At 72.9% G+C, this 14,486-nt stretch carries 11 protein-coding genes; 2 read left to right on the top strand and 9 right to left on the bottom strand.

Going from position 1 to position 14,486, the window contains the following annotated elements; all coding sequences use genetic code 11:
* Positions 1-200: 200 nt before the first annotated feature.
* The gene (locus KCH_RS21090; RefSeq protein WP_035865157.1) at positions 201-1,373 is read left to right on the top strand and encodes a LolA family protein; all 1,173 of its coding nucleotides are present in this window, start codon (positions 201-203) and stop codon (positions 1,371-1,373) included.
* 54 nt (positions 1,374-1,427) lie between these two features.
* On the opposite strand, the gene KCH_RS21085 is transcribed toward KCH_RS21090, so the two are convergent.
* Complete coding sequence (locus KCH_RS21085) at positions 1,428-1,739, bottom strand: hypothetical protein (RefSeq protein WP_035865154.1); 312 nt, start codon at positions 1,737-1,739, stop codon at positions 1,428-1,430.
* 223 nt (positions 1,740-1,962) lie between these two features.
* Here KCH_RS21085 and KCH_RS21080 point away from each other — a divergent pair, with 223 nt between their 5' ends.
* Complete coding sequence (locus KCH_RS21080; protein WP_035865152.1) at positions 1,963-3,207, top strand: ABC transporter substrate-binding protein; 1,245 nt, start codon at positions 1,963-1,965, stop codon at positions 3,205-3,207.
* Positions 3,208-3,214: 7 nt separating this feature from the next.
* On the opposite strand, the gene rarD is transcribed toward KCH_RS21080, so the two are convergent.
* From rarD to nuoL, 8 genes are all read right to left on the bottom strand, one after another.
* Complete coding sequence (rarD, locus tag KCH_RS21075; protein WP_051653286.1) at positions 3,215-4,150, bottom strand: EamA family transporter RarD; 936 nt, start codon at positions 4,148-4,150, stop codon at positions 3,215-3,217.
* 98 nt (positions 4,151-4,248) lie between these two features.
* Positions 4,249-5,286 (bottom strand): 2-oxoacid:ferredoxin oxidoreductase subunit beta, encoded by a 1,038-nt coding sequence (locus KCH_RS21070; RefSeq protein ID WP_035865151.1) that lies wholly within the window; start codon positions 5,284-5,286, stop codon positions 4,249-4,251.
* A complete protein-coding gene (locus tag KCH_RS21065; protein ID WP_035865149.1) occupies positions 5,283-7,250 on the bottom strand; it encodes a 2-oxoacid:acceptor oxidoreductase subunit alpha in 1,968 nt (655 codons plus the stop codon). The genes KCH_RS21070 and KCH_RS21065 overlap by 4 nt, the downstream gene beginning before the upstream one ends.
* Positions 7,251-7,392: 142 nt before the next feature.
* On the bottom strand, positions 7,393-8,052 hold the full coding sequence (locus KCH_RS21060) for a response regulator transcription factor (RefSeq protein WP_035873055.1): 660 nt from the start codon (positions 8,050-8,052) through the stop codon (positions 7,393-7,395).
* An 84-nt stretch (positions 8,053-8,136) separates the two neighbouring features.
* Positions 8,137-9,150 carry a polyprenyl synthetase family protein gene (locus KCH_RS21055; RefSeq protein ID WP_035865147.1) on the bottom strand — a complete coding sequence of 338 codons (1,014 nt, stop codon included), beginning with the start codon at positions 9,148-9,150 and terminating at the stop codon, positions 8,137-8,139.
* A 188-nt stretch (positions 9,151-9,338) separates the two neighbouring features.
* A complete protein-coding gene (nuoN, locus tag KCH_RS21050) occupies positions 9,339-10,976 on the bottom strand; it encodes an NADH-quinone oxidoreductase subunit NuoN (protein WP_051653285.1) in 1,638 nt (545 codons plus the stop codon).
* A complete protein-coding gene (locus KCH_RS21045) occupies positions 10,973-12,583 on the bottom strand; it encodes an NADH-quinone oxidoreductase subunit M (protein ID WP_035865146.1) in 1,611 nt (536 codons plus the stop codon). Before KCH_RS21045 ends, nuoN begins: the two co-directional genes overlap by 4 nt.
* On the bottom strand, positions 12,583-14,478 hold the full coding sequence (gene nuoL, locus KCH_RS21040; RefSeq protein WP_035865144.1) for an NADH-quinone oxidoreductase subunit L: 1,896 nt from the start codon (positions 14,476-14,478) through the stop codon (positions 12,583-12,585). The genes KCH_RS21045 and nuoL overlap by 1 nt, the downstream gene beginning before the upstream one ends.
* Between the last annotated feature and the right edge of the window lie 8 nt (positions 14,479-14,486).

The following is a 14,486-nucleotide window of genomic DNA, read 5'->3' as shown; positions in this document are numbered from 1 at the left end:
GGGGCAGCGCGTTCATGGGGCGACCCTACGCGAGCCGTACGCCTGCGGGACTACACAACCCTGACGGCGTCTCAGGGTCGACATACTCCGGATACAACGGGAGACGTAGCGGGATCTGCTGCCGCCGGGCGACGCGTGCGCGGGGGCCGCGCGGCTTCAATGGACAGTGACAGCAGACGAGCTCGAACAAGGGGGCCGCAGTGGACCAGGAATCCACGGCAGCACAGGACACGACGGCGACTCGGGCCGGCCGTCGCCGCACCGCCGTCCGGATCGGCGTGCCGGTGGCGATCGCCGCCGCCGTCGCCACCGGCATCGGCCTGGTGCCCGCGCTGGCCAGCGACGAGTCGCCGAACCTGCCCGCGATCAGTGCCCAGGACCTGATCGCCAAGGCGCTCTCGGCGAACACCGACACTTTCAGCGGCACCGTCCGGGTCAACGCCGACCTGGGCCTGCCCACCGCGCTGACCGACGCGATGTCGGGGTCGGGCCCGCTCGGTGAGATCGCCCGCAGCGCGGGCGCGCAGACCGGCGGCGCCGACCCGCAGCTGAAGGCCGTCGAACTGCTCGGCGGCTCGCACACCCTGTCGGTCGCCACCGACGGCCCGGACCGCCAGCGGGTCACCCTGTCCGGCCAGAAGTCCGGCTACGAGCTGGTCCACAACGGCGACCAGGTGTGGGCGTACGACCGCGGCTCGCAGCAGGCGCTGCACCTGACCGGCACGGACGGCCACCGCCCCGACGGGAAGGGCGGCATCGCCTCGGTCAACCCGCAGGACATCGCCAAGCAGCTGCTGGAGCACTCCGCCGCCACCACCTCGGTGACGGTGGACGGCACCGAGCGGGTCGCCGGGCACGCCGCGTACAAGCTCAGCATCAAGCCCAAGCAGGCCGGCTCCACGATCGCCGAGATCCGGGTCTCGGTGGACGCCGAGAAGGGCATGCCGCTGGCCGTCCAGCTGCGCACCGTGGACGGCGCGACCGCGTTCGACGTGCGCTTCGGCACCCTGTCGTACGCCAAGCCGGACGCCAAGACCTTCCAGTTCAGCGCGCCGAAGGGCGCGAAGGTGGTGGAGCGGTCCGGCGGCGGCCTGTCCGAGAACCGGCTGCCGTCCGTCCCGGGCCTGCCCCAGCTGCCGGCCGGCGGCGGGGCCGAGGGCGCCGGCGGGGTCATCGGCGAGGGCTGGACGGCGATCGCCCACGCCGACGCGGGCGCCGAGGCCGCGAAGGGCCTGGCCAAGTTCACCGGCCGTCAGGTCAAGGGCGGCACCCTGGTGTCGACCCGCATCGTCAACGCCCTGATCACCACCGACGGCAAGGTCTACGTGGGCGCCGTCACCCCGGAGACGCTGCAGGCCGCGGCCGGCAAGTAGTCCGGTCACCGTGCGGGGCCCCGGAGCCGCCCGCTCCGGGGCCCCGTGCCGTGCTCAGCGCCGGCGGGTGGACGCGGCGGCCAGCGCCAGCGCCGCCAGCCGCGAGGGCGGCACCAGGAACAGCGGCGACCAGTCCGCCGACACCAGCCGGACCCCGGCGGTCAGCCCGTGCAGCCGGGCCCGGTCCGAGCCGCGCAGCTCCACCCGGTCCAGCCGGTAGGGCGGCAGCAGGTCCACCGGGTCGCCGTCCCGGGGCAGCCAGCGGATGGCGGCCGGACGGCCCGCGCACCGCGTGATCGCCAGCTCCCCGCGCTGCGCCGCGCCCGCCTCCCGCCGAACCGCGGGGACCCTGCCGCCCTGGAGCATCGGACATCCTCCCGCGCGCCGGGACTGCCGCGGGCCGGGTCGCGCAGCACGGACGTTAGCAGTCCGGACGTCCGCTTGAGGAGATCCCGAGGAGGCGTTCTTCCCCGCCCCGGGACGCGCCGCGGCTCTTGACGCGGACTCGGGCGAACCGGTGGGATGGTGGGCCGCCGCGGACCGTTCGTCCGTTGTTCGTCCGCCCGTTCGTCCGCCCGCTGGGAGCACCGTGCCGATCCGCCGCCGTTCGGTCCTGCTGGGCGGGATCGCGGTCGCCTGCGCCACGGCGCTGACCCGCTGCGGACCCGCCGAGGCGGACTCCGGCGCCGCCCCCGCCGGGCTGCTGGAGGTCGCGGCCGGCTGGACCTCCGGCGCCGACCGCAACGGGCTGCAGGCGCTGCTCGCCGCGCTCAAGGGCCACGCCCCGGACGTCACCTTCGTGGCCGGCGACGGCTCCAGCGAGACCGACCCGGCCGTCCTGCTGGCCGGCGGCCGGCCCCCGGACGCCGTCCGCTGCTCCGGCGGCGCCGAACTCGCCGCGCTCGCCCCGCACCTGGAGCCGCTCGACGCCCTCGCCCGGACCCGCCGCTGGTCCGCCGGCCTGCCCGCCGCGCTGCGCCCCCGGCTGCGCGCCGGGACCACGCTGTACGGCGTCCCGGCGGGCGTCCGCCGCACCAACCTGCTGTGGTCGCACCCGCAGGCGCTGGCCGACGCCGGCGCCGACCCGGCCCCCGCGGACCCCGGCCTGCTGCTCGCCCAGTTGCAGCGGGTCACCGCCACCGGCCGCACCGGGCTGGCCGTCGGCGGCCCCGCCGAGGTGCTGCACCTGGCCGAGACGGTGTTGCTCGCCGCCCACGGCCCCGACGCGTTCACCGCCCTCTGGCAGCCCGGCGGCCCGTGGCGCACCCCGGCCACCGCCGGCGCGCTGCGCGTCCTGGACGCCCTGCTCGCCCACGCCGCGCCCGTCGCCCCGGACGCCGACTGGACGGACGCCGCCCGGCTGCTCGGCACCGGCAGGGCCGGGTACCTGCTCACCGGCGACTGGGCGGACGGCTGGCTGCGCGAGGACCTCGGGCTGCGGGCCGGCGCCGACTACCGGTGGGCCGCCGCCCCCGGCACCGCGGCCGTGTTCCAGTCCCGCGCGGACGTGTTCGTCCTCCCGCGCGGCGCCCGGCACCGGGCCGCCGCCCTGGCCTGGCTGGACGTGTGCGCGAGCCTGGACGGCCAGGTCGCCCTGAACGGGGCCCGCGCCGCCGTCCCCGCCCGCACCGACCTGCCCGACCCGACCCGCGCCCTGTTCGGCCCGTACCCGCGCTGGTCGCTGGACCAGTGGCGCAGCGCCCGGCCGCTGGACTCGCTCACCCACGGCGGGCTGCTCGGCACCCGCCGCCGGGCCGCCGCGCTCGCCGCCGCGGCGGCGTTCACCGCCCACCGCGACGGCACCCGGCTGGCCCGCGACCTCGCGGCGGCCTGACCGGCCGTCAGCCCGCGACGGGCTCCGCGGGCACCGGCACCGCGACCGGCCGCCGGTCCGCGCGCACCCGGCGCAGCGCGTCCGCGCTCAGCACCAGCAGCGCCACCCAGACCAGTGCGAAGCCCGCCCAGCGGGCCGGCTCCATCGACTCGTGGAAGACCGTCACGCCGATCAGGAACTGGAACACCGGCGCCAGGTACTGGAGCAGTCCCAGCGTGGTCAGCGGCACCCGCAGCGCGGCCGCGCCGAAGCACATCAGCGGCACCGCGGTGATCACCCCGCTGGCCACCAGCAGCGCGGTGTGGCCCCAGCCGTAGTGGCCGAGGCTGCCCTCGCCGCGCACCCCCAGGTAGATCAGGAAGCCGAGCGCGAACGGGAACATCACGGCGCTCTCCACCGCCAGGCTCTCCGGCCCGCCCAGCGCGACCTTCTTCTTCAGCAGCCCGTAGGTGGCGAACGAGAACGCCAGCGTCAGCGCGATCCACGGCAGCCGGCCGTACGCCACCGTGAGCACCGCGACGGCGGCGACGCCCACGCCGACGGCGGCCCACTGCGCGGTCCGCAGGCGCTCGCGCAGGACCAGCACGCCGAACGCGATCGTCACCAGCGGGTTGATGAAGTACCCGAGGCTGGTCTCCACCACGTGGCCGGAGTTCACGCCCCAGATGTAGACGCCCCAGTTCACCGAGACCGTCGCCGCGGCGACCGCCAGCAGGGCGAGCCTGCGCGGCTGCCGCAGCAGCGGGCGTATCCACCCCCAGCGCCGGCGGACCAGCAGCATCGCCGCGACCGCGACCAGCGACCACACCATCCGGTTCGCCAGGATGTCCGCGGCCCCGGCCGGCTCCAGCAGCGGCCAGAACAGCGGGAACAGGCCCCACATCCCGTACGCCGCAAAGCCGTTCCACAGTCCGACCCTGGCCTCCCGCGCACTCTCCGCCATGGCCTGCCCTTCACCCGCGCACGAAACGTCCTACGAAAGGTAGCGGCACGCGGGTGAAGGTGTCATCCCCAAACAGAACTTTTGCTCCTGTCGTCTCGCTAGTCGGACACCGTCCAGGTGCTCGGCCCCGCCAGCAGCGCCCCCAGCTCCCCGCGCCCCCGCTGCTCCTCCGCCAGCGCCAGCTGGTCGGCCATCTGCGTGTCGTACACGTCCCGCCGCACGTCCCGCAGGACGCCGATCGGCGTGTGGTGCAGGGCGTCCGCCTCGGCCAGCCGGGTCAGCGCGAACGCCGTGGTCGGACTGGCCGCGTGCGCGTCGTGCACCACCGCCTCGCCCTCGCTCCGCGGCGCGATCCGCAGTTCGCCGTCCGCGCCCCGCACCACGTGCCGGTCCGCGCCGGCCAGGATCGGCTGCCCGTGCTCCAGCCGGATCAGCGCCTCGTCCCGGGTGCCGGGCTCCTTGAGGACCTCGAACGCGCCGTCGTTGAAGATGTTGCAGTTCTGGTAGATCTCCACCAGCGCGGTGCCCTCGTGCTGCGCGGCGGCCCGCAGCACGGACTGCAGGTGCTGCCGGTCGGAGTCGATGGTCCGGGCCACGAACGAGGCCTCGGCGCCGATCGCCAGCGACAGCGGGTTGAACGGCGCGTCCAGCGAGCCCATCGGCGTCGACTTGGTGATCTTGCCGACCTCGCTGGTCGGCGAGTACTGACCCTTCGTCAGTCCGTAGATCCGGTTGTTGAACAGCAGGATCTTCAGATTGACGTTCCGCCGCAGCGCGTGGATCAGGTGGTTGCCGCCGATCGACAGCGCGTCGCCGTCGCCCGTCACCACCCACACCGACAGGTCGGGGCGGGACGCGGCCAGGCCGGTGGCGATCGCCGGGGCGCGGCCGTGGATCGAGTGCATGCCGTACGTGTTCATGTAGTACGGGAAGCGCGAGGAGCAGCCGATGCCGGAGACGAAGACGGTGTTCTCCCGGCGGATGCCGAGCTCCGGCATGAAGGACTGGACGGCCGCCAGGATCGCGTAGTCGCCGCAGCCGGGGCACCAGCGCACTTCCTGGTCGGTCTTGAAGTCCTTCGCCGACTGCGGGCCGTCGGCCCTGGGGACGAGCCGCAGGGCGGGGAAGTCGGTCATCGGGTCTCCTCCGCGTCGAGCGTGCCGATCGCCGCGTGCAGCACGTCGGCGAGCTGGGCGGCCTTGAACGGCAGGCCGCGCACCTGGTTGTAGGACTGCGCGTCGACGAGGTACTTGGCGCGCAGCAGCAGGGCGAGCTGCCCGAGGTTCATCTCGGGGACGATCACCCGCTCGTACCGGCGCAGCACCGCGCCGAGGTTCGCCGGGAACGGGTTGAGGTGGCGCAGGTGGGCCTGGGCGACCCGGCCGCCGTCTGCCCGGACCCGGCGCACCGCGGCGGTGATCGGGCCGTAGGTGGAGCCCCAGCCGAGCACCAGGACGCGGGCCTCGCCGCTCGGGTCGTCGACCTCGGCGTCCGGGACCTCGATGCCGTCGACCTTGGCCTGCCGGGTGCGGACCATGAAGTCGTGGTTGGCCGGGTCGTACGAGATGTTGCCGGTGCCGTCCTGCTTCTCGATGCCGCCGATCCGGTGCTCCAGGCCGGGCGTGCCGGGGACCGCCCACGGGCGGGCCAGCGTGTGCGGGTCGCGCTGGTAGGGGCGGAAGGAGCCGTCGGCGCCGTTCGGCTCGGTGGCGAACTCGACGCGCAGGTCCGGGAGTTCGTCGACCTCGGGGATCCGCCACGGCTCGGAGCCGTTGGCCAGGTAGCCGTCCGAGAGCAGGAACACCGGGGTGCGGTAGGTGAGCGCGATCCGGGCCGCGTCGAGCGCGGCGTCGAAGCACTCGGCGGGCGTCGCGGGGGCGACGATCGGCACCGGGGCCTCGCCGTTGCGGCCGAACATCGCCTGCAGCAGGTCCGCCTGTTCGGTCTTGGTCGGCAGGCCGGTGGACGGGCCGCCGCGCTGGATGTCGACCACCAGCAGCGGCAGTTCGAGCGACACCGCCAGGCCGATCGTCTCCGACTTCAGCGCCACGCCGGGGCCGGACGTGGTGGTCACGCCCAGCGCGCCGCCGAACGCCGCGCCGAGCGCCGCGCCGATGCCGGCGATCTCGTCCTCCGCCTGGAAGGTCCGCACGCCGAAGTTCTTGTGCCGGGACAGCTCGTGCAGGATGTCCGAGGCCGGCGTGATCGGGTACGAGCCGAGGAACACCGGCAGCCCGGACCGCTCCCCCGCCGCGACCAGGCCGTACGACAGCGCCAGGTTCCCGGAGATGTTGCGGTACGTGCCGGCCGGCAGCTTGGCCGGCGGCACCTCGTAGGACACCGCGAAGTCCTCGGTGGTCTCGCCGAAGTTCCAGCCCGCCCGGAACGCCGCCACGTTCGCCTCGGCGATCTGCGGCTTCTTCGCGAACTTCTGACGGAGGAACAGCTCCGTTCCGTGGGTGGGCCGGTGGTACATCCACGACAGCAGGCCCAGCGCGAACATGTTCTTCGCCCGCTCGGCGTCCTTGCGGGCCAGCCCGCTGTCCTTCAGCGCCTCCAGGGTCAGCGTGGTCAGCGGCACCGGGTGCAGCCGGAACGCCTCCAGCGAGCCGTCCGCGAGCGGGTCCGCGGCGTAGCCGACCTTCGCCAGCGCCCGCTTGGTGAACTCGTCGGTGTTGACGATGATCTCGGCGCCGGCCGGCAGGTCCGGCAGGTTCGCCTTCAGCGCCGCCGGATTCATCGCCACCAGCACGTCGGGGGCGTCGCCCGGAGTCAGGATGTCGTGGTCGGCGAAGTGCAACTGGAAGCTGGACACGCCCGGCAGGGTGCCTGCGGGGGCCCGGATCTCGGCCGGGAAGTTCGGCAGCGTGGACAGGTCGTTCCCGAACGCCGCCGTCTCCGAGGTGAACCGGTCGCCGGTGAGCTGCATGCCGTCGCCCGAGTCGCCGGCGAACCGGATGATCACCCGGTCCAGCCGCCGGATCGGCTTGGCCGGCCGCCCGGCCGCGCCCTGCGGGCCCGACCGGGGCGAGGCCGGACCCGTCCGGCGCTCGCCGTCCGGGCCGTCCACTGCCTCTGACTGATCGACCTGACTGGTCACTGCCGCGGACCTCCTCGAAAGGGAGCCAGCAGCGGGCGTGAGCCGTGTGCCCCGTCCGCCTGGCGCACCAAGGGAATCCTAAGCGGGCAGGGCACCGCGGGAAGGGAACTCGCGCACACCGCCCCGTCGGGTCACCCGCCGGTCACGACTCCAGGTACGCCAGCACCGCGAGAACCCGCCGGTGATCCTCCTGGCTCTGTCCCAAACCCAGTTTCTGGAAGATGTTCGACACATGCTTCTCGACCGCACCGTCCGACACCACCAGTTGCTTGGCGATCGCGGCGTTCGTCCGGCCCTCCGCCATCAGCCCCAGCACCTCGCGCTCACGGGGCGTCAGCTTCACCAGCGTGTCCACCTGCCGGCTGCGGCTCAGCAACTGCTGCACCACCTCCGGGTCCAGCGCCGTCCCGCCCTGCGCGACCCGGGTCACCGCGTCGGCGAACTCCCGCACCTCCGCGACCCGGTCCTTCAGCAGGTAGCCCACCCCGCGGGTCGAACCCGCCAGCAGCTCGCCCGCGTACTGCTCCTCCACGTGCTGCGACAGCACCAGCACACCCAGCTGCGGATACCGCTTGCGCAGCTCCACGCACGCCCGCACCCCCTCGTCGGTGTGCGTCGGAGGCATCCGCACGTCCGCCACCACCACGTCCGGCAACGAGCCCTCCCCGTGCAGCCCGTCCACCGCCCGCAGCAGTGCGTCCCCGTCACCGACCCCCGCCACGACCTCCATCCCCCGGTCCGTCAGCAACCGCGTCAACCCCTCCCGGAGCAGCACGGAATCCTCGGCGATCACCACACGCAACATGGGACGAACACTAACGCGAACAGGCGCACGGACAGGGGCGCGCGGGGCACCTGGTTCCGTACCCGCCTGCGCGCCCGGGGGTCACATCGTGCGGATGGCCACCGTGTCGCACAGCTCCTGGAGCGCCGCCTTCGCCGGGCACTCCGGCAGCGGGTCGAGCAGCGCACGCGCTTCCTCGGCGTAGCGCAGCGTCTCCCGCCGGGCCCGCTCCAGCGCCGGGTGCCGGCGCAGCAGCCGGAGGGCCTCCGCGTGCCCGGCGTCGTCGGACGCCAGGTCGGTGTCGAGGAGCTCGCGCAGCCTCGCGTCCTCGGGGTCGGCGGGGTCGACCGGCATCTGACGCAGCAGCAGGACCGGCAGCGTCGGGACGCCTTCGCGGAGGTCGGTGCCGGGGGTCTTGCCGGACTCGTGGCCGTCGCTGGCGATGTCGAGGACGTCGTCGGCGAGCTGGAACGCGGTGCCGATGCGCTCGCCGTACTGGGTGAGCAGGTCGACGATCCACGGTTCGGCGCCGGCCATCATCGCGCCGAAGCGACAGGAGACGGCGATCAGCGAGCCGGTCTTCCCGGAGAGGACGTCGAGGTAGTGGCGCAGCGGGTCGTCCTCGGGGCGGGGCCCGACGGTCTCCAGGATCTGGCCGGTGACGAGTCGTTCGAACGCGTCGGCCTGGACCCGGACGGCCTCGGGGCCGAGGTCGGAGAGCACCTGGGAGGCGCGGGAGAACAGGAAGTCGCCGGTGAGGATGGCGACGGAGTTGTCCCAGCGGCTGTTGGCGCTGGGCGCGCCGCGCCGCACGGGGGCCTCGTCCATCACGTCGTCGTGGTAGAGCGTTGCCAGGTGGGTCAGTTCGACCACCACGGCGGACGGCACCACCCCGGGCGCGCCCGGGTCGCCGAACTGGGCGGCGAGCATCACCAGCAGCGGCCTGAACCGCTTCCCCCCGGCCTCGATGAGGTGGCTGGCGGTCACCGTGATGAAGGGCACGTCGCACTTGACGGCCTCGATCAGGGCGGCCTCCACGGCCTCCATCCCGGCCTGGACGTCGCGGGTCAGATCGCGGTCCTGCACGCTCAGCCCGAAGGGCCCCACGACGGTCACGCTGACCACTCCTGTCCCTGGTCGATCCAGCGGGCCGGTCCCTCAGCACCGCCGATGCACATACAAGGCAGCGTATCCGGTCCCGAGTGGATCACTGCACGGGCCTGGGCCTTCCTCCCCTGGTGGCGGGAGGTGCCCGGAACGGGCCGGCCCCCGCCGGGGTGGGCGGGGGCCGGGCGGGGGGACGGTCAGCGGATGAACAGCGAGGCCTTGGAGGCCAGGTCGAGGAAGTACTGCGGCAGCAGGCCCAGGCCCAGGGTGACCAGCACGCCGAAGGCGATGGTGGTGGCGGTGAGGGCGCTGGGGACGGCGACCGCGGGGCCGGCGGGCTGCGGGTCGGAGAAGAACATCAGGACGATGACCCGGATGTAGAAGAACGCGGCGATCGCGGAGGAGAGCACACCGACGATCACCAGCGGGGTGGCGCCGCCGCCGGCCGCGGCCTGGAAGACCGCGAACTTGCCGGTGAAGCCGGAGGTGAGCGGGATGCCCGCGAAGGCCAGCAGGAAGAGCGCGAACACCGCGGCGAGCAGCGGGGAGCGCCGTCCGAGGCCGGCCCAGTTGGACAGGTGGGTGGCCTCGCCCTTGGAGTCGCGCACCAGGGTCACCACGGCGAACGCGCCGAGGGTGACGAAGGAGTAGGCGAGCAGGTAGAAGAGGACGGCGGCGACGCCGCGCCGGTCGGTGGCGATCAGGCCGGTGAGGATGAACCCGGCGTGGGCGACCGAGGAGTAGGCGAGCAGCCGCTTCACGTCCTGCTGGGTGACGGCGAGGATCGAGCCGACCACCATGGTGAGGATCGCCACGCCCCACATGACGGGCCGCCAGTCCCAGCGCAGGCCGGGGAAGGCGACGTAGAACAGCCGCAGCATGGCGCCGAACGCGGCGGTCTTGGTGGCGGCGGCCATGAACCCGCTGACGGGGGTGGGCGCGCCCTGGTAGACGTCCGGGGTCCAGGAGTGGAACGGCACCGCGCCGACCTTGAAGAGCAGGCCGACGGCGAGCATCGCCAGACCGATCAGCAGCAGCGCGTCGTTCTGGGTGGTGACGGCGAGCGCCGGGGTGACGGGGGCGGTGCCGGCGACCACGTCGGCGATCTCGCCGAGCCGGACGGTGCCCGCGTAGCCGTACAGCAGGGCGGTGCCGAACAGGAAGAACGCCGAGGCGAACGCGCCGAGCAGGAAGTACTTGACGGCGGCCTCCTGCGAGAGCAGGCGGCGGCGCCGGGCGAGGGCGCACATCAGGTACAGCGGCAGGGACAGCACTTCGAGCGCCACGAACATGGTCAGCAGGTCGTTCGAGGCGGGGAAGAGCAGCATGCCGCCGACCGCGAACAGCGTGAGCGGGTAGATCTCGGTGGTGCGCAGGCCCTCGCGGGTGGCGGTGCGCTCCTGTTCGCCGCCGGGGACGGCGGCGGCCTGGGCGGCGAACGCGTCGATCCGGTGGCCGTTGATGCGCGGCTCCAGCCGGCCCTCGGCGTAGGTGAGGACGGCGAGGACGGCGGTCAGCAGGATGACGCCCTGGAGGAACAGCGCGGGCCCGTCGATGGCGACCGAGCCCATCGCCAGCAGTCCGGCCCTGGTGGTGGCGTGGCCCTGGGCGGCGAGCACCACGACGGCGACGAATCCGCCGACCAGGCCGGCCAGCGAGATGCCGAGCTGGGTGGCGGCGCGCAGCCGGCGGGGCAGGAACGCCTCGGCCAGGATGCCGACCAGGGCGGCGCCGAACACCACGAGCATCGGCGAGAGCTGGCCGTACTCGACGTGCGGGGCGGGGATGCTCGGGCTGTTTCCGCCGGCGGCGGCCAGCGCGTGGATGGGGCTCACTTCTGCTCACCTCCGTTGGCGGCGACCGGGTGGACCGGCGCGGGGTCGGTCCGGTGGACCTGGCTGAGGGTGTCGTCGACGGCCGGGTTCACCATCCGGGTGAGCGGCTGCGGGTAGACGCCGAGCAGCAGGGTGAGGGCCACCAGCGGGGCGACGACGGCGAGTTCACGGGCCTTCAGGTCCGGCATGCCGGTGACGGACTCCTTGACCGGTCCGGTCATGGTGCGCTGGTACAGCATCAGCGCGTACAGCGCGGCCAGCACGATGCCGAAGGTGGCGATGACGCCGATCACCGGGTAGCGGGTGAACGTGCCGACCAGGACCAGGAATTCGCTGACGAACGGGGCCAGGCCGGGCAGCGACAGGGTGGCCAGGCCGCCGATCAGGAAGGTGCCGGCCAGCACCGGGGCGACCTTCTGCACGCCGCCGTAGTCGGCGATCAGGCGGGAGCCGCGGCGGGAGATCAGGAAGCCGGCGACCAGCATCCACGCGGCGGTGGAGATGCCGTGGTTGACCATGTAGAGGGTGGCGCCGGACTGGCCCTGGCTGGTCATCGCGAAGATGCCCATGATGATGAACCCGAAGTGCGAGATGGACGCGTAGGCGACCAGCCGCTTGATGTCCTTCTGGCCGATGGCGACCAGTGCGCCGTAGACGATGCCGATCAGCGACAGCACCAGGATCGCCGGGGCGAAGGTCTTCGACGCGTCCGGGAACAGGCCGAGGCAGAACCGCAGCATCGCGAAGGTGCCGACCTTGTCGACGACCGCGGTGATCAGCACGGCGGTTCCGGCGGTGGACTCGCCCATCGCGTTCGGCAGCCAGGTGTGCAGCGGCCACATCGGGGCCTTCACCGCGAACGCGAAGAAGAAGCCGAGGAACAGCGCGCGCTGCGCGGTCGGGTCGATCACCAGCTTGCCGGAGGAGATCGCGTCGGTCAGCGCGGGCAGGCCGAAGGTGGCCTGTCCCTGGTCGGCGGCCACCACGTACAGGCCGATCACGGCGGCCAGCATGACGAGTCCGCCGAGCAGGTTGTACAGCAGGAACTTGACGGCCGCGTAGGAGCGTTGGCGGGCCGCGTCGGGTCCGCCGGCCCGGTCGCCGAAGCCGCCGATCAGGAAGTACATCGGGATCAGCATGGCTTCGAAGAACACGTAGAACACGAACACGTCGGTGGCCAGGAAGGACACCAGCACCATCGCCTCGACGGCGAGGATCAGGGCGAAGAAGCCCTGGGTGCGGCGCTTGGACTCGAAGGAGCCCTCCGCGGCGGCGGGGTCGGCGTCGTGCCAGCCGGCCAGCATCACCAGCGGCACCAGGACGGCGGTGAGCAGCACCAGGGCGGTGCCGATGCCGTCGGCGCCGAGCGCGAAGTCGATGCCGAAGGACCGGATCCAGCTGTAGGACTCGGTCAACTGGTAGCGGGCGCCGCCGGGTTCGAAGGACGCGGCGACGGCCGCGGCCAGGCCCAGGGTGGCCACCGAGACCGCCAGGGCGACCGCCTTGGTGGTGCGCCGCCGGGCCTCGCCGGTGCCGGCCGGGAGGGCAGCGGTGACCACTGCCCCGACGGCCGGGACGGCGCAGGTGGCGGAGAGGAGGTAGCTCATCAGACCGACCTCATCAGGAGAGTGGAGGCGACCAGCACCAGCGTGCCGCCGAACATGGAGAGCGCGTACGTCCGGACGTAGCCGGTCTGGATCCGGCGCAGCCGGCCGGAGAGGCCGCCGATGGCGGCGGCCAGGCCGTTGACGAAGCCGTCGAGGCCCTTGCTGTCGAAGAACACCAGGGTGGCGGCGAGCGCCGAGCCGGGCCGGACCAGGACGGCGTGGTTGAAGTCGTCCTGGAGCAGGTCGCGGCGGGCGGCCCGGGTGAGCAGCGAGCCGCGCGGGGCCTGCACCGGGACGGGCTTGCGGCCGTACTTCAGCCAGGCCAGGCCGACGCCGGCCGCCATGCAGACGGTGGCGATGGCGCTGACGGCGAAGGCGCTCAGCGGGGCGTGGCCCTCCTCGTGGCCGGTGACCGGCTCCAGGAAGTGCAGGAAGGAGTCGCCGAGGCTGAACAGGCCGCCGGCGAACAGCGAGCCGAAGGTCAGCACGACCATCGGGATCACCATGGTCCGCGGGGACTCGTGCGGGTGCGGCCGGTGTCCCTCGGCGTCCGGCTGCCAGCGCTTCTCGCCGAAGAAGGTGAGCAGCACCACCCGGGTCATGTAGAAGGCGGTGACGGCGGCGCCGACCAGCGCGCAGGTGCCGAGGATCCAGCCCTCGGTGCCGCCCTTGGCGAGGGCCGCTTCGATGATCTTGTCCTTGGAGAAGAAGCCGGACAGGAACGGGAAGCCGATGATCGCCAGGTAGCCGGCCATGAAGGTGGCGAAGGTCCACGGCATGTACTTGCGCAGGCCGCCGTAGTGACGCATGTTCACCTCGTCGTTCATGCCGTGCATGACCGATCCGGCGCCGAGGAACAGCCCGGCCTTGAAGAAGCCGTGGGTGACCAGGTGCATGATCGCGAAGGCGTAGCCGATCGGGCCGAGGCCGGCCGCCATGATCATGTAGCCGATCTGCGACATGGTCGAGCCGGCCAGCGCCTTCTTGATGTCGTCCTTGGCGCAACCGACGATCGCACCGAACAGCAGCGTCACCGCGCCGACCACCACGACGGCGGTCTGCGCGTCGGGGGCCAGGTTGAAGATCGACGCGGAGCGGGTGATCAGGTAGACGCCGGCGGTGACCATGGTGGCCGCGTGGATCAGCGCGGAGACCGGGGTCGGGCCCTCCATCGCGTCGCCCAGCCAGGACTGCAGCGGCACCTGCGCGGACTTGCCGCAGGCGGCGAGCAGCAGCATCAGGGCGATCGCGGTGAGCTTGCCCTCGCTCGCGTCGCCCGCCGCCGAGAACACCGGCCGGAAGGCGAAGGAGCCGAACTCGGCGAACATCAGCATGATCGCGATGGACAGGCCCATGTCGCCGACGCGGTTGACGATGAACGCCTTCTTGGCGGCCGTCGCGGCGCTCGGCTTGTGCTGCCAGAAGCCGATCAGCAGGTAGGACGCGAGGCCCACGCCCTCCCAGCCGACGTACAGCAGCAGGTAGTTGTCGGCCAGCACCAGGATCAGCATGGCGGCCAGGAACAGGTTCAGGTAGGCGAAGAACCGGCGGCGGCGTTCGTCGTGCGCCATGTAGCCCACCGAGTACAGGTGGATCAGGGTGCCGACGCCGGTGATCAGCAGCACGAAGACGATGGACAGTTGGTCGAGCTGGAAGGAGACGTCGGCCCGGAAGCCGCCGACCGGGATCCAGCTGAACAGCCGCTCGGTGACGGCGCGGTGCTCGGTGTCGCGGCCCAGCATGTCGAAGAACAGGACCAGGCCGAAGGCACAGGACAGCGCCGCGAGCGCGGTGGCGATCCAGTGCCCGAACCGGTCCAGGGCCCGTCCGCCGAGCAGCAGCAGGGCAGCGCCGGCCAGCGGCGCCGCGACCAGCAGCGGAATGAGAGAGTTCACTGAAGGGC

The organism is Kitasatospora cheerisanensis KCTC 2395, assembly GCF_000696185.1.
GTDB lineage: Bacteria > Actinomycetota > Actinomycetes > Streptomycetales > Streptomycetaceae > Kitasatospora > Kitasatospora cheerisanensis.
Note: the sequence above shows the minus strand (reverse complement) of the source record. Positions and strands in the feature narration are given on the sequence as shown.